This is a genomic window from Rickettsia sp. Tenjiku01 (assembly GCF_001653015.1).
GTDB lineage: Bacteria > Pseudomonadota > Alphaproteobacteria > Rickettsiales > Rickettsiaceae > Rickettsia > Rickettsia rickettsii.
In genome coordinates this window covers 104,830-124,020 of the sequence record NZ_BCMR01000010.1, presented here as the reverse complement: position 1 = coordinate 124,020, position 19,191 = coordinate 104,830, and the positions used below count along the sequence as shown (strand labels likewise).

Sequence of the window (19,191 nt, the reverse complement as noted above, 5' to 3'; positions counted from 1 at the left end):
ATATAAATACGGCTTTAATTTAATATTAACTAATTAGGTTTATTTTTATGCTTAACAAAATAGTCGAGTTATTTAGAAGTGATGATACCAACCCCTTGGTATGGTAAACTTGCAGTAGTAGGAGCATGTGCTGTTGGAATTTATGTGATAGCAGGTGATTTAAATCTCCGGCTTTTATTCTCAAATGTAGTGCCGACATAGTAGCAACAATGGGAGCAATTCTAGCATATGAGCATTATACAGACGCAACTTCGTAAGAAAGTCCGATGATAGGAAATGAAGCACAATCTGCAATATAATAATAAAATATTTTTAACGAATTTAGAGGACACACCGACTCTAAATTCGTATTCATTGACCATTCAAACCGTTTTTTAGTCTAATTTTGACTTGTTTTAAAGAACGAGGAGTTGCGTCCGTAACTTCAATTTCAATATTTTCTGAAATATCTATTCTAGTACCGATAGCCGGAACACTACTGACTCTAGTCAATACTAATCCACCTATCGTATCAAACTCATCATAATCATTGTGTAGCTTTTCTCCTATTATTTCTTCAAGCACTTCTACTTCAACACGTGCATTTGAAATAATTGTTGAGTTATTAATAACCTTGAAATTATCGCTATCTAATTGCTGATCATGCTCATCATCTATTCGTCCTACTATTTCTTCTATAAGATCTTCAATAGTAACTAAACCATCAGTACCGCCATACTCATCAACAACTATTGCAATATGTGTTCTCTCACGACGCATTTTTGCTAGCAAATCTAATAATTTCATAGAAGGAGCTGCAATTATATGCTTACGTATAAGCTTTTTTAAACGACCGTTTTGCTTTGTAGCCAATGCTTTAAATAAATCCTTGATATGAATGAACCCTACTACATTATCCAAAGTACCGTCATATATAAGAGTTCGTGTATGTGGAACTTCTAACTTAATAGACTCACTTAATTCTTCTAGATTCGTAGTTAATTTTATTGCCGCAATATCGGAACGTGGTACCATTATATCTTCAATAGTTTTATCTTCTAGCTCCAATAAATTAGCTAAAATATTACGCTCGTCTAAAGTCATTTTTTGGCTATTAATTTTAAGGCGTTTTATGACACCAAAAAAATTATCGGGCGTTTTTGTTTTTCTAAAAAAATTTTTTATCGGAGAGAATAATTTTCGTACAGTAAAAATTAACTTATTATTTTGATTTTTTTTACTAGAATCTTCTTTTTTTGAAGATTTTAACATAAATTTTTTTATTTAGTTAATAAGGGGGGAAAATACCAAAATATGATAACATTTCAATTTCTAGATTTTCCATAATATTTGCTTCTGTGTCATTTTGATGATCAAAACCAATTAAGTGTAAAATACTATGTATTAAAAGATGAATAAAATGATTCTCAAAAGTTTTGTGCTGCTCGCACGATTCATTATATATTACCTCATAACAAAATGCTATATCACCTAAATGCATATAATCAGAGTCACCTAAAAATTCAAGTTTAGAATATAAATCCTGCCAATTTAATTCGTTGCTTGGAAAAGAAAGAACGTTAGTAGCTTTTTCTATATTACGAAATTGTTTGTTTAAGGTCAATATTTCTGCAGCATTTGTTAGTAAAATTGATAATTCAAATTGTTTTATTTTACTAAAATTATCAAACCGCAATAAAATATTTTGAGTTATTTTTTTGATTAAACTCTTATTTATCTGCTTATGCTCACGCCATTTGTTGTAGTTTCTTACAATTTCTACGTTTATCATTGTACCAAATATTGAATAAATAGTCGTTATAGACTTAGCTGTAACTTAAGAGCATATTTTAAAAGCTGTATATCTTCATTAGAGATAACGTTAATTTTAGATTTTAATCTTAATTTGCTTACTGTCATTATTCGATCAGTCATGGCTTTACCTTTTTTGCTACCTATCATTACGTAGGCTTCACAAGGATAGCATTTATCGATGTTACTAGTTAAAGGTATTACTTGCACACGATTTAATAAAGCATTTGAGTAATTATTGCCGGTCTTACCTTAGCGACTTCCCACCTAACAAAGGATTAAAGTCGACCACCATACCTCAGCTCTTTTCATAAAAATCGCGTTCTATTAACCCTTCTCCTCAGCTTTTGTATCTTGAGCCATGGCTTTGTAAGCGGCTCCAAGCTTCTCATTAATTACATAAGGTTTTAACTAAGTTGCTCAATAAATTTGCTAATTTTACGTTCACCTTTTACAGAATAAAACCTATAATAAACCGCTTATAGTAATTGTCAATTTCTTCTGCATAAAATACTCGTATACACGTGTGTTACACGTATGACATCATATATATAAATTAATCAACATAAGGATTATTTACTTTAGTAAACAAAGATAATAGCTATGAAACTGGCCACACAGGCAATAAGCATGATATTTTAAGACACCAGTTTTTGTTGGTAATTCTCTTTTAATTTTTGAAAATCCTCATCGGCATGGTATGAAGAACGGGTTAGCGGACTTGCCGAAACCATCAAGAATCCTTTTGTTTTTGCTACTCGCTCTAGATATTTAAACTCTTCCGGCGTAACATATTTTGCGACCTCAGCATGATTTTTGGTAGGCTGCAGATACTGCCCGATAGTTAGGAAATCAACCTTTGCTTCTCTTAAATCATCTATAACCTGTACTACTTCATTTATTTCTTCCCCAAGTCCTACCATCATACCGGATTTTGTAAAAATTTCAGGAGATAATTTTTTAATATTATGAAGTAAGCTTAAAGAATTATAATATCTAGCCCCCGGTCTAATCGTTTTGTATAAAGACGGTACTGTTTCGACATTATGGTTAAAAACGTCAGGTTTTGCGTTTGCTATTATTTCAGCTGCTCCTTCTTTTCTTAAAAAATCGGGTGTTAGAATCTCAATAGTAGTATTTGGCGATGATTTTCGGATTTCGCTAATACACTCCGCAAAATGTGACGCTCCGCCATCCTCAAGATCATCACGATCGACGGAAGTAATTACTACATGCTTAAGATTTAGCTTTTGTACCGCCTCCGCTAACCTTTGCGGTTCATACGGATCAAGTAAATCCGGTCTACCCGTTTTAACGTTACAAAACCTACAAGCTCTAGTACAAACCGAACCTAAAATCATCACAGTTGTATGTTTTTTTGACCAGCACTCACCAATATTAGGACAAGCAGCTTCCTCGCACACAGTATTTAATCTCAGATTCTTTATTAAATCTTTTGTATTATAGTACTCTGTAGAATTAGGAGCTTTTACTTTTATCCAATCAGGTCGTTTATTTAAATTAGCCATAAAACGGAAATAATTCAATTAATTTTGTCACTTCATTTAATACTTTCTGCTCAAGAGCGCTATTATCTTCATTATTTTTTAAGCCGTCTAAAATATCTGCTACCATATGACCGACTAATACAAAATCCTTTTCTTTAAAGCCTCTAGTAGTACATGCGGGAGTACCAAGGCGAATACCTGAAGTGATAAAAGGCGAAGTTTCATCAAACGGGATAGCATTCTTATTACACGTAATCCCTGCTCTATCCAAAGAATTTGCAGCAAGCTTACCCGTGATTCCGTCTTTACGCAAATCCACTAAAACAATATGATTATCGGTACCACCTGTTAATATATCATACCCTCTTTCTTGCAAGCTACTTGCTAAAGCTTTAGCGTTACTTATTACCTGCTGAATATAACTTTTATATTCAGGCTGCAAATTTTCTAAAAAAGCTACGGCTTTTGCAGCTATTATATGCATTAACGGACCACCTTGTAGTCCTGGAAATAATGCAGAATTTATTTTTTGACCTATCTCTTCATCGTTAGATAAAATTAAACCGCCTCTTGGACCTCTAAGTGTTTTATGAGTAGTAGAGGTAACAGCGTGAGCGTAAGGAATAGGGCTTTGATGCTCACCTGTGGCAACAAGTCCTGCAATATGAGCAATATCTGCCATAAAGTAAGCTCCTACTTTATCCACAATTTCTCTAAATTTTGCAAAATCAATATTACGAGAATAAGCAGAAAAACCGGCTATAAGTAATTTTGGTTTATGCAAATCCGCTAAGCGTTCAATCTCATCATAATCGATTAAATAAGTCTCTTTATTTACGCTATAAGAAACGGTGTTAAACCATTTACCAGACATATTAGGAGCTGCACCGTGCGTTAGATGCCCGCCGCTATCTAAGGACATACCAAGAACCTTATCACCCGGCTGTAATAAAGCAAGATATACAGCCTGATTTGCTTGTGATCCTGAATGAGGTTGGACATTTGCATATTTGCAGTTAAAGAGTTTTTTTACTCGTTCTATAGCTAAATTTTCAGCTTTATCTACTTCCTCGCAACCGTTATAGAATCGCTTACTTGGGTATCCTTCGGCATATTTGTTAGTCAGAAGCGCCCCTTGAGCTTCAAGCACAGCAGGACTTACGAAATTTTCTGATGCAATAAGCTCGATTACGCTACTTTGACGTAGCTTTTCATGCTTTATTATTTCATTAATCTCTTTATCCGTTTCGTGTAAATTATTATTAAAAATATTCATTCATCCTCATATTTTTTGGTTTTGTTTTGTAGATATCTAATCATCATTGCGAGGAAAAATTGAAAATTTTGACGAAGCAATCTCATACCAAAATCCTGAGATTGCCACGCAGCCTACGGCTGCTCGCAATGACGGTTATTTATAAAATTAATCGCAATCTCAAGCCCCCGTCCATCTATTGAATGAGCAAGAGATGTTAATTTATTTCCGCTATGCTCTATATGCAGCTTAGATAAATAGTTTGAAGCATTATACATCTCGCTAACACCGACCACCTCATCTAATTCTCCATGAATCAAGCATATAGGAGTAAGCTTATTATTAACTTCCATAGGTGGAATTAATGCACCCGAAAAACCTATAGTACAGAAAAACGGCTCTTTTTGAACTAGTGTTAAATATAATCCTATCATCGTACCTTGAGAAAAGCCAATAATGACAGTATCTTTGTTGGCTAGATTTAACTCGTCCTGCTTTTGCTTTATTATATCTTCAACCTTAGAAATATTATTTGCAATTAGCTTTGCCATAATATGCGGGCTGCGGTCTTGCAAACTAAACCATTGTCTACCATAAGGCATCATATCATAAGGCTCGATACCATGCGGGGAAATAAAATGACAATTGGGTAAATAATTTTTGATATAAGGCACAAGTCCTATTAAATCATGTCCGTCCGAGCCGACACCGTGCAGTAATACTACTAGCTTCTTCGGCGGCTGCTCTTTACTTTCTACTTCGGGGTATTCTAAATATTTGCTCATGTTTTTATATGTTTATGTACTTAAAATATTAAGGTTGAGTAGTAGTATACGAAGGTCAATTTCAAAAAGAGCAAGGAGTCTGCAAGGCGAGGAGCGGAGGGTATACTGAATTGAACACCGCAGAACTTGCTAGACGACTACGCCAATTTTTGCAATTCACCGAGTATACGCTTTCAACATCTTCTCAAGTTCTCCACTTTGATATAACTCTCTAGCAATATCACACCCGCCGACTAATTCTCCGTTAATGTATAATTGTGGGAATGTCGGCCAGTCGCTAAATTTTTTTAAATCTTCACGTAATTCAGCATCAAAAAGTACATTAATATCACGAAATTCTACACCTAATTTATTCAAAATAGCTACTACGGTTCCTGAAAATCCGCATGCAGGCGACTTTTTAATACCTTTCATGAACAATACTACTTTATTATTTTTTATCTCATTTTCTATAAATTTAAAATTTTTATTTTCTAGCATTTTAAGACTCAATAATTTATCTTCTAAAATACACTTTCTATAGCAATATATGCAAGCACAAATAGTTAATAAAATTTTTGAGATTTTTAGCAAGAATAATCCAAATCCGAAAACCGAATTAATATATAAGAATGATTTTACCTTATTAGTAGCGGTAATATTATCTGCTCAAGCCACCGATATATCAGTAAATTTAGCAACTAAATCTTTATTTGAAACTTATGATACACCAGAAAAAATTTTAGAACTCGGCGAAGAAGGACTTAAAAAATATATAAAATCTATAGGACTATTTAACAGCAAAGCAAAAAATATTATCGCATTATGTAAAATATTGATAAGCAATTATCAAGCTTCAGTACCGAATGATTTTAAGGCATTAATTAAACTACCGGGCGTTGGCAGAAAAACTGCTAATGTTGTACTAAATTGCTTATTCGGCATGCCTACAATGGCAGTTGATACGCATGTCTTTAGAGTAGCCAACAGAATCGGGCTTGCTAAAGGCGGTACTCCTGAAATAGTAGAAAAAGAGCTACTGCAGATTATCGATAAAAAATGTCTAACGCATGCCCATCACTGGCTAATTCTGCACGGCAGATATATATGCAAAGCTAGAAAACCCGATTGCAACATCTGCCCTATTAAAGAGTATTGCGATTATTATTTTAACCTTAAATAAGAGTTATAGTAAATCTTATAACTTACCAATTATTGCTGAATAATATTCATGTTCTATAGAATTAGGTTTAGGATCAAGTGTTGCTAATGTTTCCAAATGACAAGTAACGAACGGTGCACCTTTTACCTTGCCCCCTGCATAGATACGGATGTTTGCAAAACCAAGCGAATTCTCCTTCCATTTGTGCACTAGTTAATTCATGTAATATATTACCGTTTTTATCATAAAGACTAAATAAAGTTTTGTCATTATCCTCAATAAGTTTTATAGGGGTTTATCTAAATTTTCTTGCTGATGTCCTATATATATTTTATCTAAAACTCCTTTTTTCTCATATTCTTTAAGAATTATTTGTGTCATTTCTTTTACCGGTACAGTAATCATATATTCTTTTTTATTAGAATAAATATCTTTGGCACAGACGGCAATAAAACTATGAAGTTTAACTGCAAGATTTTTATGTTTTATAATAAAAGGTTTTTCTTTATATTGGAAGTCTTGCTATACCAGAATGCGAAATAAAGCTTGCATTTTGAGAAGTCAGCATGGTTATAAACATCTCTATAGATGAAGTATCACGCGAGTCATATTTTATTGGAAACAAAGGCTACATAATACATCGGTTAAGCCTTGATCATGATAATCTAAGCTAGCGGAAAAGGCATACTTCCCCTTAAAAATTTTTATCACCAGATCATTACCTTGATAAGAACTTTGAAATCTACTCTGCTTACCCAAAAAATCTTGCCAAGCAGACATATTCGCTCCGTTGACTTTTACCATATAAAAATGTAAATCATCTTCCTGTTTATAATGATGAATTTCTGAATTTACTTTTTGTATTTGTGTCTCTTGTAACTTTTTAAAATACCCTGTAAATCAGAATATTGTTTATCTATTTTACTGAAATTATACTTAGAACCAAGCCGTAAAGCTCGCCCATATTGCATTTCGATTCCATCCGGGGTTTTAGCTTCTTTACATACAGCTTTTATAAATTGACTTAACTGTTCTTCATCTTTAGTAAAATTATTTTTTTTAAATCTCTCTAAGAATTTTTTTAATAAAGCCTCTTTTCTGCGATCTGTCATATTAACATCATTATGATTAGTAATATTTATGCCTGTTTTTAATCTTAAATTCAAAATATCTTCCATATATCTATAGAAGGTATAAATTTCTATAGTTTGGGGCTTAAAAGATGAATTATCATTTAATTGCAAAATAAAATCATTTACTTCTTTCCAATGTTCATAAGTTGATATATCACGAGCGATAATTTTATCCTTTACTATATAAGGATTTTGAAGAAAATTAAAAATCTCTTGTAAGCTTATTCCCTCTAAATTTGGACAATCTAAGACACCGTCTTTCATAAAAGATAGTGCTTCTTTCAATTGATCATTGATTTCTTTCATTTTGTAAATCTTTTAAATATTAATTCTTAATACTAAAAATTAATATATTTTCAAGTTGACAATTTTTTGCTTACTTCATAATATCTAGGCCCAATTTGATAAAGGTAACATTTATGCGTTCAGCACTTATAACTTCTATATTAGTAGCTGTAGCTTTCTTAACAAGTGCTTGTAATACAATGCAAGGTGCAGGTCAAGATATGCAGGCAGCCAGTAAAAAACTTAAAGATTCGGCAGAAAGCAATAAGCCTCAAAAAGGTTGCGGCTGTCCTTACAGCTCAGCTAACTAAGTATACTGTTTTTTATAATGGGTCGTCTGCCGATTCTTCATTTACTCGGAGTATATATCGCAGACGACTTTTTATTTTTCTGCCTTATCGATTTCTGCTTTTAGCTTTTCTATTTCTTCTTTTGAAAGTTTAGTATATTTAATTATTGTTCTAGAGGCTCTTTATCAATTAGCATTTCTTTTGCTATTTCAATATTTCTTCTAGCTTCGCCTTCAGCTCTTCCTTCCTCTCTCATCTTTTTAAAAGCACTAGTTTCAATTCTAAGCCACTCTAAACGATTTTCATATTCCTCTCTTTCTGCATCATTTAAATTTATTACCTCAAGCACGGTTAATGCTTTTTTCAATACATCATTATCCAATTCTTTCGGTAAATTATCTTTATTTAATAAATCATTACGTGTTAAAAATGCTAGCCATATATCTAAAGCATTTTTAACTTTCTTGACGACATCAGATAACTCCTCCTTAGGATGCTTAGCAAATTTATTAATCTCTATCGTATGTAACTCTATATCTTTAAAAGATACTAAACCACTTTTTATTTCCTTTAACTGAAAAGAATTATGATATTCATCTGTATCTGTAATACTGGTAAAGTTACGTATGTGTATCCCTATTGTTTTATTTAATGCTACATAATCTGATCCCTCTTTCAGTTGCTCCGTATACATTTTCGCCCAGTAATACAAAGCTCTTTTATCGTAATCCACTTCATCGGTTACTTGGATTTCGATTTATACCTTTTACTGCTTTTACTTTTGGCTTTTATATCAAGTATAGATAGTTTATCGGCTTTAAAATTCTTTGGATTATACTGATTAAGTAATGTTACTTCTACAATCTGATCTTTCTAACTTACTATCGAATTAATAAGCGATATCAATAAATCTTTATTCTCTTCTACTCCGAAGATTTTTTTAAATGCTAAATCTACTCTCGGATTAACTTTTGACAACATATTATTATGTTACTAAATGTGATTTTCTCTTTATTCTGAGGTAAATATTCTACTATAAATTTATATTAAATCTTTTGCTTATTCAACAATCTATATATCTCTTTTTTACTATAAACATCTTTGAATTTGTCATAAACAAGTTCGGTAGTAGTTTTACTACTTAAGTTTTTACTTAAGCAAAGTTCTATAAATTTTTCTAAATTTTTGTGTTGGTTTTGTTCCTGTATATTTCCTGAAATCAACAATACTATCTCACCTTTTAAAATATTATTTTGATAGAACTCTATTATTTCATCTATATCCCCTGTTTTTATTTCTTGATACAGTTTAGTTAACTCACGAGCTACACATATTTCTCGGTTTCCTAGTATTTCCTTAGCTACCGATAAAGTATTTATCAAACGAGGAGCCGTTTCAAAAAAAATCAAAGTAGCCTTAAAATTTACTAGTTCAGAAAAAATCTTTTTCTTACTTTCTATAGTTTTAGGTAAAAACCCGTGAAATAAAAATCGATCAGTAGGAAGAGCCGATAAAGTTAGAGCAGTAACCGGTGCAGATACTCCCGGTACTACGTCTATATGACAATTAAGATTGCGTATACCTCTAACTAACTTATAGCCGGGATCGGAAATTAAAGGAGTCCCTGCATCAGAAATTAAGCTTATTATATTGCCCGATTTTATTAAACTTATGATATTTTCTCTATCTTTCTCGTCACTATGCTCATTATAAATTTGTAATTTTGTATGAATGTCATGTTTTGCTAGCAATTTTTGTGATATTCTAGTATCCTCGCATAAGATAATATCCGAATTTTTTAAAGTCGATATAGCACGAAGCGTTATATCTTCAAAATTACCGATCGGTGTTGAAACAATATATAATCCCGGTTTGGAAAGATATCTAATCATAGTTTTTTAATTTTAAGTAACATTATGGCTAGTATAAAACATAAACTACGAATCGTTCTATCATTTTTTTGCTTGATATATTTAACGTCCTGTCAAACTCCTAAAGAAGAACCTATAAGTTTTCCTAAAAAAGAACAAACAGAAATTGAGATTGCAATTTTAATGCCAAATCAGGGTCCTGATAGTATTGTCGGGAAACAATATAAAGATTTAATTAAAATGGGACTTAATGACGGAATCAAATCTTACATACATGTTACTTCTTACGATGGTTCAGACGAAAAAAACGTTTTAGCCGCTATGGATAAAATAGTAGCACGTAAAACTAAGATTATTTTAGGTCCTCTATATTCTAACTTTACCTCTCTAATAGCCGAAAAAGCAAAGGCAAATGATATTATTATAATAACTATGTCAAATAATCCGGCTCTTGCAGAAGATAAATTATTTGTATTCGGTCATGCACCTTTAAAACAACTGATACGTATCATTAATTATTACGCAAGTAACAACCATAAAGATTTTATGGCATTATTACCTAAAGGGAAGCATTCGCAAACTATTAGTCAAGTAATGCAAAATATATTGATTCAGAACAATGCATCATTATCACGCACTGAATTTTATGAGGATAATCCTGAATCTATAGCAAAAGCCGCAAGAAATATTTCAGACAATACCGATATTATAAATGAACATAGCGACACGACAAAACCGGTTATTTATCTATCAGACGATCCAAAAAATTTAAACCTACTCGCTGATAGTATTCGTAAATATAATTTAGATAAAAAGGCTATTTTAATCGGTGATCATCGTATTGATATCGATTACCCTGAAAAGATCGATATTAGCTTTACCGGCTCTTTAAATTTACTCAATAGCAACGTTCCGGATAGGGCAAAAGACTTAGGTATTAACCATATAGGCTTCATGCATCTTCTTTCTTATGATTTAGGACGTATGACTGCAAACTATATAGGCAATGAATTTGCATCTGAAAGGTTTTTAAATAGAATGAACAGTAGACAACCTTATATAGGTTTATCCGGTAATATTTATTTCATCAATGGAGTAGCTCAGAGACGATATGATATTATTAGGAAAGAGAATGGGATATATTCTACTGTTTCAGGAAATTAGGGCGTTGTTGTATCTTGATCACTCAGTAACCTGACCATGTGTTGTACGAACGTTCAGGATGTCATTCCCACGGAAGCGGGAATGACATTGAGTAGGTTTTTCACGCCATAGCCATACAACAAGGCTGGTCAAGTCACAGGATGACAAAGGGACACTAAAGATTAATTATTTATTTTTATCATTATCACTACCGTCGTCTTTCATGCCGTCTTTAAAAGCTTTAAGACCTTTAGCAAGATCGGACATGACTTGCGGTAATTTGCCGGCACCGAATAATACAAAAATAATTAATAAAACTATTAATAAATGGCTAAAGCTCATTCCCATGATATTTTTTTGCTGTATAAGTTAAAATTTAATTATATAAGATATTATAGCTCTAATCTAGGATAAAATAATTAAAGAAATGTTTACTAAAAAACAATTTTCAGAATTTTTTGCTACTTTTTTTTATATCGGGAAAATAAAATACTGCCCAGGCACTTTTGGATCAATTGCTGCTTTCCCTCTAACTTATTTCTTAATATATTTTATTGTTAATAACAAAATAATCATTCCTTTCTTAAGTCTTACTCTCGGTGAAGCTCAACTTGTCAGTATATTTATTATAAGCTTTAGCCTATGTTTGATACTCTTAATACTCGGCACTTATTTTACTAAAATATATTTAAATTATACAAATTCAGAAGACCCTAAAGAAGTGGTCATTGATGAAGTAGTAGGGCAAATGCTAACTATTGTTTTAGTATTTTTTTCCGCTTTATTTGCTAATGAATCGTATTTAATTAAATATTTTAGTCCGCTAACAATAAATATTATATTACTTTTCGTATTACCTTTTTGTCTATTCCGATTTTTTGATATAGTAAAGCCCTGGCCTATTAATTGGTTGAACAAAAATATTAAGGGCAGTATCGGCGTTATGCTTGATGATTTGCTAGCCGCAATATTTGCTGCGGTAACTCAATACGCAATTATATTTGTGTTAATAGATATTCGACAATAGATTTGCTATAAAAAAAGATCATTGACTAATTTCTAATATAATAATATGATACGATAAATATTTATAAATTTTTAAAGAGATAGTTTTCATGTTCGCAGTTATAAAAGCAGGTGGAAAACAATATAAAGTAGACAGAAATAGTATTATTAAAGTCGAAAAAATTGATGGAGAACTTGGCTCTAAAATTCAGTTTGATCAAATTTTAATGATTGGTGAATACTCAAAGCCTTCTTTTATTGGGACTCCAATAGTTAAAGGGGCTGTCGTTACGGCTGAAATTACTAACCAACTTAAAGATAATAAAATTATAGTCTTTAAGAAAAAGCGTAGAAAAAATTATCGTCGTAAAGCCGGTCATCGTCAAGAATTGACGGAATTAAAAATATTAGATATTACCAAACAATAATAATAACTTAAAAGGAATTATAAAATGGCAACCAAAAAAGCCGGTGGTAGTTCTAGAAACGGAAGAGACTCGGCTGGTCGAAGGCTGGGAGTTAAAAAATCCGATGGACAATATGTAATACCCGGTAATATTATAGTTAGACAACGCGGCACAAAAATTCATCCTGGAACGAATGTAGGGCTTGGCAAAGATCATACAATATTTGCTTTGATAGAAGGTAGAGTAGAATTTTTAACTAAGCGAAATCATAAAATCGTGAATGTTAAAGAAATTGCAAGTACTTAAGTATTGCGGTTTGATCTACTAGTGTTACGTAGAACGAAAAATGCTTTTTATGGCATTGTTACGTTGATTGATAAAATCTACTTGGTCACCCCGTGACTTGGGTCCATAAAAATAATTTAAAGTACTAATATTATTAGTATTTTAAGCTGGATCCCGCGATTAAGTCGCAATATGACAATTGAAAACCCTTCCACACAATAATGTCTGTAAGTGCGCTAGATGACGACAGGCGGAAATTAATTATATAACATAATATTCTATTAGGCTTTCTTTACTTATGGCCTTAATAATTCAAAAGTTCGGTGGCACTTCCGTTGCAAATATTGATAGAATAAAAAGAATCGTTCCTATCATAAAAACCGAAATAGCTAAAAATAACCAAGTAATTGTAGTAGTTTCGGCTATGGCAGGTGTTACTAATCAACTTGTCACATTGTGTAATGAAGTATCAAGCCTTAATAACATTGCTCAATTTGCAGAATATGATGTAGCACTTTCTAGCGGTGAAATAGTCACTGCTTCATTACTAGCGCTCGCTCTTCAAGAAGAAGACATAAAGGCGCGATCATTTCTAGCTTGGCAATTACCGATGCTCACCGATAATAATCATAGTAAAGCTTTAGTAGAATCAATTACTACAGATTTACTAGAAAAATATTTACAGTTAAATACTATCCCTATAATAGCCGGTTTTCAAGGAATTAACAAATCCAATAGGTTAACTACTTTGGGCAGAGGAGGATCTGATACTACTGCCGCCTTAATCGCTGCAGCTATGAAAGCCGATAGATGTGATATTTATACCGATGTAGAGGGAATATTTACTGCTGATCCAAGAATTATTCCAAATGCCAAAAAGATAAAAGAAATAGATTTTTTAGAAATGTTAGAACTAGCATCAAGTGGAGCAAAAGTACTACACCCTAGAGCCGGAGAGTTAGTAATGCGGTATAAAATAGATATGCGTGTTCTGTCAACATTTTCACCGGATACAGAAGGTACGTTAATCACTTCAAAGGATAAAAATATGGAGAATGGGATTATTAACAGCATTACTTCTAATAAAAATTTATTAAAAATATCTGTAAAGAGCATGTCTTTAAGTTTTTTGCAAGTTGCAAATATGATTACACAAAACAATAATCATATTGAGTTTATGCAAGAGATAAAAAATAATGTAGAATATAGTTTTATTACAAATTTAACCGATAAAAATAATTTACAAGCTTTACTGACTAATTTAAAAGATGATAAGCAGATACAAGATTTTACTTTTGATACCGAAATTGCTACAATCTCTCTTATTGGTTATGGGATTAAAAATGATTGTAAATTACTTGAAACAATATTATCAAAGTTAACGAACGATAATATAAATGTTCACATGATACAATTATCAGAAGTTAAAATTACCTTATTCATAAATGATCAAGATGTAGAAAAAACAATTTTTAATTTATATAATCTTTTTAAAATATCTTAGATTCTGCATCTGAAATTTAATTTATAGAAAAAGAAGAGGAACAGACATGGCTCATACTACAGAAAAATTTTATAATTTGTGACAAAAAAAGTTAAAACAGATTAATTTAAATTTCATATATAAGACCTAAATACTTAATTCAATAGCTTAAATTTATTATTTTCATATAATTATCTTCTATTTACTGTTTATTAGTTATATATTAATAAATAAGTCTAAGAGGCTATCTATGAAGTTATTTTAACTCTCAATTTGTAGAGTAAATTTTACAGGAAACAATAATGAGCGAAGATATAAGGTCAAAAGAAAGAGTTAATCGGATTAACGATATATCAGAAACAAATAAAGATGATCCAGAAGAAATTAGAAATAATTTTAAAAAATTTGTACTGAATATATTAGAAACAGATAATATAACCCCGTATAAGTTAAGTGAAAAAACAGGTACTCATGAAACAGCGTGGAAAAATTTTCTAGATGGTCGTACAAAAATGCCTGATATGCGAGCAATTGTTGCTCTTGCAGATTATAAAAATGTTCCACTAGATGAAGTAATAGGCAGAGATATAAATAAAATAAAAAAGATAACGGTAGAAATAAAACAAACTCCGGAAATATCGGCATCTATAGCTAAACTACCAAAAGATATACTGCAAGAAGCCATGTTGATAGGAGAAAAAACTAGAGGGTTTATTCATAAACCAACAAATAAAAAGACAAAATCTTTTGCTGAACAAGTTAAAAGCTCTAATAAACCGAAAGGAAGGTCTATCTAAATAAAAATATGTTTTTCAATATTGAGCCTAATATAAAACTTAAAACCTTACTTGATATTCTAAAATAGAAGATAACTTCAAAACGACCAAAATGGCCGACAGCACTGCCGTTTACTTCCACTGATATTCCACCACAAAAAATAACTAGCAGCAAAAATACACAGCTAAATCTCAAACGCTTCAGACAAGATACATTTGATGAAATTAAAGGCGATGTAGAACTTTATTTAGAACCGACACAGCATTGGTCGGCTAGAGGAATATTTGATAAAAATAAAGCATTATGGGGAACTTTGATCATTAAAACTAAGATAGGAGATATTTGTTTTATAGGTGCTTCGGGTTACGATAATCTTTTTAAATAGATCGAACAAAAAACATAATATTTTAATAAGCCTTATTCCGATAGGGGCTTATGAACCAAGATGGTTTATGAAACCGGTGCATATGCATCCTGAAGAAGCCGTATTTACTCATTTGGACTTAGGCGCTAAATATTTTCTATAATTAGCTGATTAAGCATTTAATGCCGCTCCTTTGGAACTCCGACAAGCTATGAAAAAACATAATATTGATGAAAATAAGTTGATTACCCCTGAAATAGGTGAATTTTTCCTATTTGATAAAAATGATTTATAGTTTATGCACTTAAATTAGATGTGTTTTGTCTACCCATACTATATGTTTTACTGGATCCCGTGAATATACACCCCTGAACGACACAAAATTCACTTTATAATGGAGATAAAAGCATATTTATTACTGAATAAAAATTGCCAATTTCTGATTTCTCACGAGAAGAGAACATAGAGCTACTAAAAATGGTTGTGCTTGGGGCGTTGCATTAGTCCATAATATTCTACCACTTTTTGCTTCTACTAATTCCTATAGACATAAATATATTATCTGCATTACTTACTGAACAACCCAAAGCACTTATTAAAAAGTCACGTGTACGAGCTCCATTAGTCTTTATCATTTGCACATAATTAAGTAATAGAAATATATCAGCTCCTGTTTTTTCTCCTAACATTATAACAGGTTCACCTATATTTTGAGTCATTGAGAAAGCTTTTCCTTCAGACCATAATAAAGGCATATATAAAGCAGTATAAGTATTATTATAGGAGCTACGGAAACGAGATACTAAATCATCAAGCTTTTGTGTTCTAATATCTTTGTTGTACAATAGCTTAACTCTTAAACCATTCTTCTGCATTGCTAAAGAAATTTCTTGCTTCAACAATTCTTCCAAATGAGCTTCATAGTTATATTTACGTTCTTTGCAATTACCAATATCTAACGTATATACTTCCGTTTGCATCGGTAAAACTAATATTTCCTTGTATACATAATAAAAATTATAGATTTATGAAAAATTTTATGCATCACATTTAAAGTTATCGTCAAGATTTATTTTGTACCTATTACGGTTAAATAATATGGTCATAGAATAAGCAAGTACGGCAAACATGCAAAGATATAAAATCGGGAATAGGTTAAAATCAAATGATTTTATTACCTTTACACAAATATAATTAGCAGTACCGGACATTAACATTGAGCCGATATTATGTCCTAAACTTATAACACGATAGCGTTCTTTAACTACAAAAGACTTAATAACTATACTATGAGCAAGAGAATTAAAAGGTGCAACTGATGCAGCTAACATTAAACTAGATGCAAGCCCTAAATTAGTCATTTGATATTTTACTGCTATTACAAAAAATACACTTGCTGTAATAGTACATATAAATGCGATTTTTAATACTGAATTAACTCCTAAGCGATCGGCAATAAAACCGGCAATCGGCATGCAAACAGCAAAACATATTACTATTAAGACTGAAAAAGCACTCATAATAATACCGACTGAAGGTAATACGATCGGTAAATATTGCTTCATAAAGATGATCGCAATTTGATATGTTGCTCCAAAACCTCCGGCTAAAAATATTAACCGTGCAATATTTTTCCATTGCTTTTTAATTATAGAGCTAAGTTTTTCAATAGAATCTTGGCTATAGTGTGCCTTTTTAAACTCCGGTGTTTCATCAAATTTCCGGCGATAATAAAGAGTTATTAATGCAAGTGGTAAACTTAGTAAAAACGGAATACGCCAACCCCACTCCGGAAAAATATGAGAATTAAAGAAATTAGTTGCACCGATTCCGCATAATAAACCCATTACTCCTGTACATCTAGTTATTGCCGAGGCAGTAAATCGGTATTTTGCTCCTAAATGTTCAATAACATAAATCGCTGCACCGTCATATTCTCCTCCAATAAAAATACCTTGCATGAAGCGACATAAAACTAAAATTATTGTACTCCAAACTCCTATCGAGGAATAATCGGGCAATAAACCTATTATTAAGGTAGGGATTACAATACCGATAATCGTAAAACTTAAGGCTTTTTTTCGACCGTATATATCCCCTATACGTCCAAAAAGATAAGCACCCATAGGCTTTGATAAATATGCTGCTGCATAAACGGCAAAAACATTTACAAGCTTTGTTAATAGATCAGTACTAGCTGAAAAGAATTTATCAGCGATAATTGCCGCTGAAAAACCATATAAACTATAGTCGTAATATTCAATAATAGTGCCTAAAAAAGCACCAAGAACTTTATTGCGTGATTTTGTTTGTTTCATTTTAAAGGTATACTGTGAGTAAACGAAAAGTAGGTAGACGAAGTTTAATTTGGAAAAGAGCAAGGCATCTTGAAGCTGATAACCGCAGCGTACATACTAGTACGTGAAGATTATCAGCAAAAGACAACGTAGCCAATTTTTCAAATTAAACGAGTATACATGACCGCTTTGGCCGTTACTTAAAATCCTTCAAAGACCTTTATGTAAAGGTGGACTTCATATATCTAAACTGAATTAGTATTAGACAGGGACGATGTCCTAAAAGTTAGTGGTAGTCCTAGGTTAATATTAAGCTCACGAACCAAGCAGCTAAGAGCTAATATATCACTTTCCCATTTTACGTGCAAGGTTTTCTAGGTAACCTGCTATAGTAGTTAAGGTTTCTGCGAATTTTTCTTCGTCGGGATGATTTTTTTGAAGACCATTTTTATTAAGTTTTTCTGTTAGACTAGCTATTTCAGCTTGTGCATTAAGTGATGCCATAACTAATAATAGCTCAAAAGAGGCTGTGGGACTACCAAGTTTAATTTCCGCTATTTTATCATTCAATTTATTCGCTAAAGATAGTAATTCTTCCTCATTTCCATTATTACAATATAATTGAAAACTCTTGTTATTTAATTTTACCGTAACAATTGACATAATTATTTTTGCTGTTTTTTTATTTCTTCAAGTTCATTAATATAAATGTTAATTTGATCTAGCATTATTATATAATTATCTTTTAATGCTTTATTTTCGTTTTGTAATTTTTGAACTTCATTTTGATTATTTACAAGCATACTCAACAAATCATCGAGTTTATGTTCTACTTCTTCCATTAATTTCTTTAGACTGCTTACATAACTTGCTTCTAAAGGTAATTTGTACGTCGATCCTGTACTCGCATCCTCACATACATCTATGTACGCTGCGGTGCCGCGTTCCGTGTCTCCTTCAAAGGCCTCTTTATTAGCTTCATTCTGTAAGCAGTCTAATATTTCATTATCCATTTTCGTTTAAGCGTTAATTATGAATGGATGACTTACAATAATAATTGATAACATTATAATAGATATAAGTACTAATTGTTTTTTACGTTTATAATTTACCATAGCTCTTTTATTATTTAATAATTTTTCGGTTTCGTTCTGTTTAGTAGCTTCTATCTGCTCTGCATTTCTATCTTTTACATTAAGATAATCCAAGTATAATTTTAAGTAACCTCTTACGTATACTTCTCCCGGTAAAACATCAAAATCACCCTCTTCTAAAGCTACTAAATATTTTTTTCTAATTTTTAAATCACTAGATACCTGATTTAAAGTTTTACCTGAATCTAACCTAATTTGCTTAAGCATTGATGACATA

General features: G+C 31.7%; 25 protein-coding genes, 1 other RNA gene and 2 pseudogenes. 9 read left to right on the top strand and 19 right to left on the bottom strand.

All coding sequences use genetic code 11. From position 1 onward, the window contains the following. Positions 1-351: 351 nt before the first annotated feature. The 7 genes and pseudogenes from tlyC to grxD form a co-directional block, all read right to left on the bottom strand. A complete protein-coding gene (gene tlyC / locus TENJIKU01_RS04220; RefSeq protein ID WP_012151259.1) occupies positions 352-1,251 on the bottom strand; it encodes a hemolysin C in 900 nt (299 codons plus the stop codon). A 16-nt stretch (positions 1,252-1,267) separates the two neighbouring features. Then, positions 1,268-1,771, bottom strand: coding sequence for an rRNA maturation RNase YbeY (gene ybeY, locus TENJIKU01_RS04215; RefSeq protein WP_064429317.1), 504 nt, complete (start codon positions 1,769-1,771; stop codon positions 1,268-1,270). A gap of 26 nt (positions 1,772-1,797) precedes the next feature. After that, positions 1,798-2,019, bottom strand: a pseudogene (locus TENJIKU01_RS04210) (type II toxin-antitoxin system PemK/MazF family toxin); the annotation flags it as partial. A gap of 410 nt (positions 2,020-2,429) precedes the next feature. Next, a complete protein-coding gene (gene lipA / locus TENJIKU01_RS04205; protein ID WP_004997515.1) occupies positions 2,430-3,320 on the bottom strand; it encodes a lipoyl synthase in 891 nt (296 codons plus the stop codon). Beyond that, complete coding sequence (glyA, locus tag TENJIKU01_RS04200; RefSeq protein ID WP_064429316.1) at positions 3,313-4,575, bottom strand: serine hydroxymethyltransferase; 1,263 nt, start codon at positions 4,573-4,575, stop codon at positions 3,313-3,315. Before glyA ends, lipA begins: the two co-directional genes overlap by 8 nt. Before the next feature lie 113 nt (positions 4,576-4,688). Continuing rightward, the gene (locus TENJIKU01_RS04195) at positions 4,689-5,339 is read right to left on the bottom strand and encodes a hydrolase (RefSeq protein ID WP_064429315.1); all 651 of its coding nucleotides are present in this window, start codon (positions 5,337-5,339) and stop codon (positions 4,689-4,691) included. 156 nt (positions 5,340-5,495) lie between these two features. After that, positions 5,496-5,819 (bottom strand): Grx4 family monothiol glutaredoxin, encoded by a 324-nt coding sequence (gene grxD / locus TENJIKU01_RS04190; RefSeq protein ID WP_012151266.1) that lies wholly within the window; start codon positions 5,817-5,819, stop codon positions 5,496-5,498. Between the two features lie 49 nt (positions 5,820-5,868). Between grxD and nth the strand changes: the two genes are divergently transcribed. Next, a complete protein-coding gene (gene nth / locus TENJIKU01_RS04185; RefSeq protein ID WP_064429314.1) occupies positions 5,869-6,501 on the top strand; it encodes an endonuclease III in 633 nt (210 codons plus the stop codon). Positions 6,502-6,516: 15 nt separating this feature from the next. Here nth and TENJIKU01_RS08920 read toward each other — a convergent pair whose 3' ends face one another. Together TENJIKU01_RS08920 and TENJIKU01_RS09725 are read right to left on the bottom strand one after the other, a co-directional pair. After that, positions 6,517-6,690: a hypothetical protein gene (locus tag TENJIKU01_RS08920; RefSeq protein ID WP_172795038.1), complete on the bottom strand. Its 174-nt coding sequence runs from the start codon at positions 6,688-6,690 to the stop codon at positions 6,517-6,519. A 641-nt stretch (positions 6,691-7,331) separates the two neighbouring features. Then, positions 7,332-7,919 carry a hypothetical protein gene (locus TENJIKU01_RS09725; RefSeq protein ID WP_227779961.1) on the bottom strand — a complete coding sequence of 196 codons (588 nt, stop codon included), beginning with the start codon at positions 7,917-7,919 and terminating at the stop codon, positions 7,332-7,334. A 113-nt stretch (positions 7,920-8,032) separates the two neighbouring features. Here TENJIKU01_RS09725 and TENJIKU01_RS04165 point away from each other — a divergent pair, with 113 nt between their 5' ends. Next, the gene (locus tag TENJIKU01_RS04165) at positions 8,033-8,209 is read left to right on the top strand and encodes an entericidin A/B family lipoprotein (protein WP_064429324.1); all 177 of its coding nucleotides are present in this window, start codon (positions 8,033-8,035) and stop codon (positions 8,207-8,209) included. A 142-nt stretch (positions 8,210-8,351) separates the two neighbouring features. On the opposite strand, the gene TENJIKU01_RS04160 is transcribed toward TENJIKU01_RS04165, so the two are convergent. The 3 genes from TENJIKU01_RS04160 to rsmI form a co-directional block, all read right to left on the bottom strand. Then, positions 8,352-8,921, bottom strand: a complete 570-nt coding sequence (locus TENJIKU01_RS04160; RefSeq protein WP_255374203.1) for an Rpn family recombination-promoting nuclease/putative transposase — start codon at positions 8,919-8,921, stop codon at positions 8,352-8,354. 140 nt (positions 8,922-9,061) lie between these two features. Continuing rightward, positions 9,062-9,169, bottom strand: a complete 108-nt coding sequence (locus TENJIKU01_RS08495) for a PD-(D/E)XK nuclease family transposase (RefSeq protein WP_153019870.1) — start codon at positions 9,167-9,169, stop codon at positions 9,062-9,064. 65 nt (positions 9,170-9,234) lie between these two features. After that, positions 9,235-10,080, bottom strand: coding sequence for a 16S rRNA (cytidine(1402)-2'-O)-methyltransferase (gene rsmI / locus TENJIKU01_RS04150; RefSeq protein WP_064429312.1), 846 nt, complete (start codon positions 10,078-10,080; stop codon positions 9,235-9,237). Between the two features lie 24 nt (positions 10,081-10,104). On the opposite strand from rsmI, the gene TENJIKU01_RS04145 reads away from it, so the two are divergent. Further along, positions 10,105-11,223 carry a penicillin-binding protein activator gene (locus TENJIKU01_RS04145; RefSeq protein WP_064429311.1) on the top strand — a complete coding sequence of 373 codons (1,119 nt, stop codon included), beginning with the start codon at positions 10,105-10,107 and terminating at the stop codon, positions 11,221-11,223. Positions 11,224-11,388: 165 nt separating this feature from the next. Here the strand turns inward: TENJIKU01_RS04145 and TENJIKU01_RS04140 are convergent, their stop codons facing one another. Continuing rightward, a complete protein-coding gene (locus TENJIKU01_RS04140) occupies positions 11,389-11,550 on the bottom strand; it encodes a Sec-independent protein translocase subunit TatA (protein WP_004997483.1) in 162 nt (53 codons plus the stop codon). A gap of 79 nt (positions 11,551-11,629) precedes the next feature. On the opposite strand from TENJIKU01_RS04140, the gene TENJIKU01_RS04135 reads away from it, so the two are divergent. The 6 genes and pseudogenes from TENJIKU01_RS04135 to TENJIKU01_RS10685 all read left to right on the top strand — a co-directional run. Beyond that, positions 11,630-12,229, top strand: a complete 600-nt coding sequence (locus TENJIKU01_RS04135; protein WP_064429310.1) for a phosphatidylglycerophosphatase A — start codon at positions 11,630-11,632, stop codon at positions 12,227-12,229. 88 nt (positions 12,230-12,317) lie between these two features. Next, positions 12,318-12,635 (top strand): 50S ribosomal protein L21, encoded by a 318-nt coding sequence (gene rplU, locus TENJIKU01_RS04130; protein ID WP_004997480.1) that lies wholly within the window; start codon positions 12,318-12,320, stop codon positions 12,633-12,635. 24 nt (positions 12,636-12,659) lie between these two features. Then, positions 12,660-12,920: a 50S ribosomal protein L27 gene (rpmA, locus tag TENJIKU01_RS04125; RefSeq protein ID WP_064429309.1), complete on the top strand. Its 261-nt coding sequence runs from the start codon at positions 12,660-12,662 to the stop codon at positions 12,918-12,920. A gap of 277 nt (positions 12,921-13,197) precedes the next feature. Continuing rightward, positions 13,198-14,403: an aspartate kinase gene (locus TENJIKU01_RS04120; RefSeq protein WP_064429308.1), complete on the top strand. Its 1,206-nt coding sequence runs from the start codon at positions 13,198-13,200 to the stop codon at positions 14,401-14,403. 281 nt (positions 14,404-14,684) lie between these two features. Next, complete coding sequence (locus TENJIKU01_RS04115; protein ID WP_064429307.1) at positions 14,685-15,179, top strand: helix-turn-helix domain-containing protein; 495 nt, start codon at positions 14,685-14,687, stop codon at positions 15,177-15,179. Positions 15,180-15,187: 8 nt separating this feature from the next. After that, positions 15,188-15,382 (top strand): annotated as a pseudogene (locus TENJIKU01_RS10685) (hypothetical protein); the annotation flags it as partial. A 656-nt stretch (positions 15,383-16,038) separates the two neighbouring features. Here the strand turns inward: TENJIKU01_RS10685 and TENJIKU01_RS04110 are convergent. The 6 genes from TENJIKU01_RS04110 to TENJIKU01_RS04085 all read right to left on the bottom strand — a co-directional run bounded on the left by TENJIKU01_RS04110 (position 16,039) and on the right by TENJIKU01_RS04085 (position 19,190). Next, positions 16,039-16,503, bottom strand: a complete 465-nt coding sequence (locus TENJIKU01_RS04110) for a hypothetical protein (protein ID WP_227779959.1) — start codon at positions 16,501-16,503, stop codon at positions 16,039-16,041. Positions 16,504-16,560: 57 nt separating this feature from the next. Next, complete coding sequence (locus TENJIKU01_RS04105) at positions 16,561-17,841, bottom strand: MFS transporter (protein WP_064429306.1); 1,281 nt, start codon at positions 17,839-17,841, stop codon at positions 16,561-16,563. 156 nt (positions 17,842-17,997) lie between these two features. Continuing rightward, a non-coding RNA gene (gene ssrS, locus TENJIKU01_RS04100) (6S RNA) lies at positions 17,998-18,156 on the bottom strand. 9 nt (positions 18,157-18,165) lie between these two features. Then, the gene (locus tag TENJIKU01_RS04095; protein ID WP_064429305.1) at positions 18,166-18,483 is read right to left on the bottom strand and encodes a cell division protein ZapA; all 318 of its coding nucleotides are present in this window, start codon (positions 18,481-18,483) and stop codon (positions 18,166-18,168) included. Between the two features lie 2 nt (positions 18,484-18,485). Further along, entirely contained in the window at positions 18,486-18,833 is a 348-nt protein-coding gene (locus tag TENJIKU01_RS04090; RefSeq protein WP_064429304.1) for a palindromic element RPE1 domain-containing protein, read from the bottom strand. 6 nt (positions 18,834-18,839) lie between these two features. Next, the gene (locus TENJIKU01_RS04085) at positions 18,840-19,190 is read right to left on the bottom strand and encodes a helix-turn-helix domain-containing protein (protein WP_064429303.1); all 351 of its coding nucleotides are present in this window, start codon (positions 19,188-19,190) and stop codon (positions 18,840-18,842) included. Position 19,191: the final 1 nt, after the last annotated feature.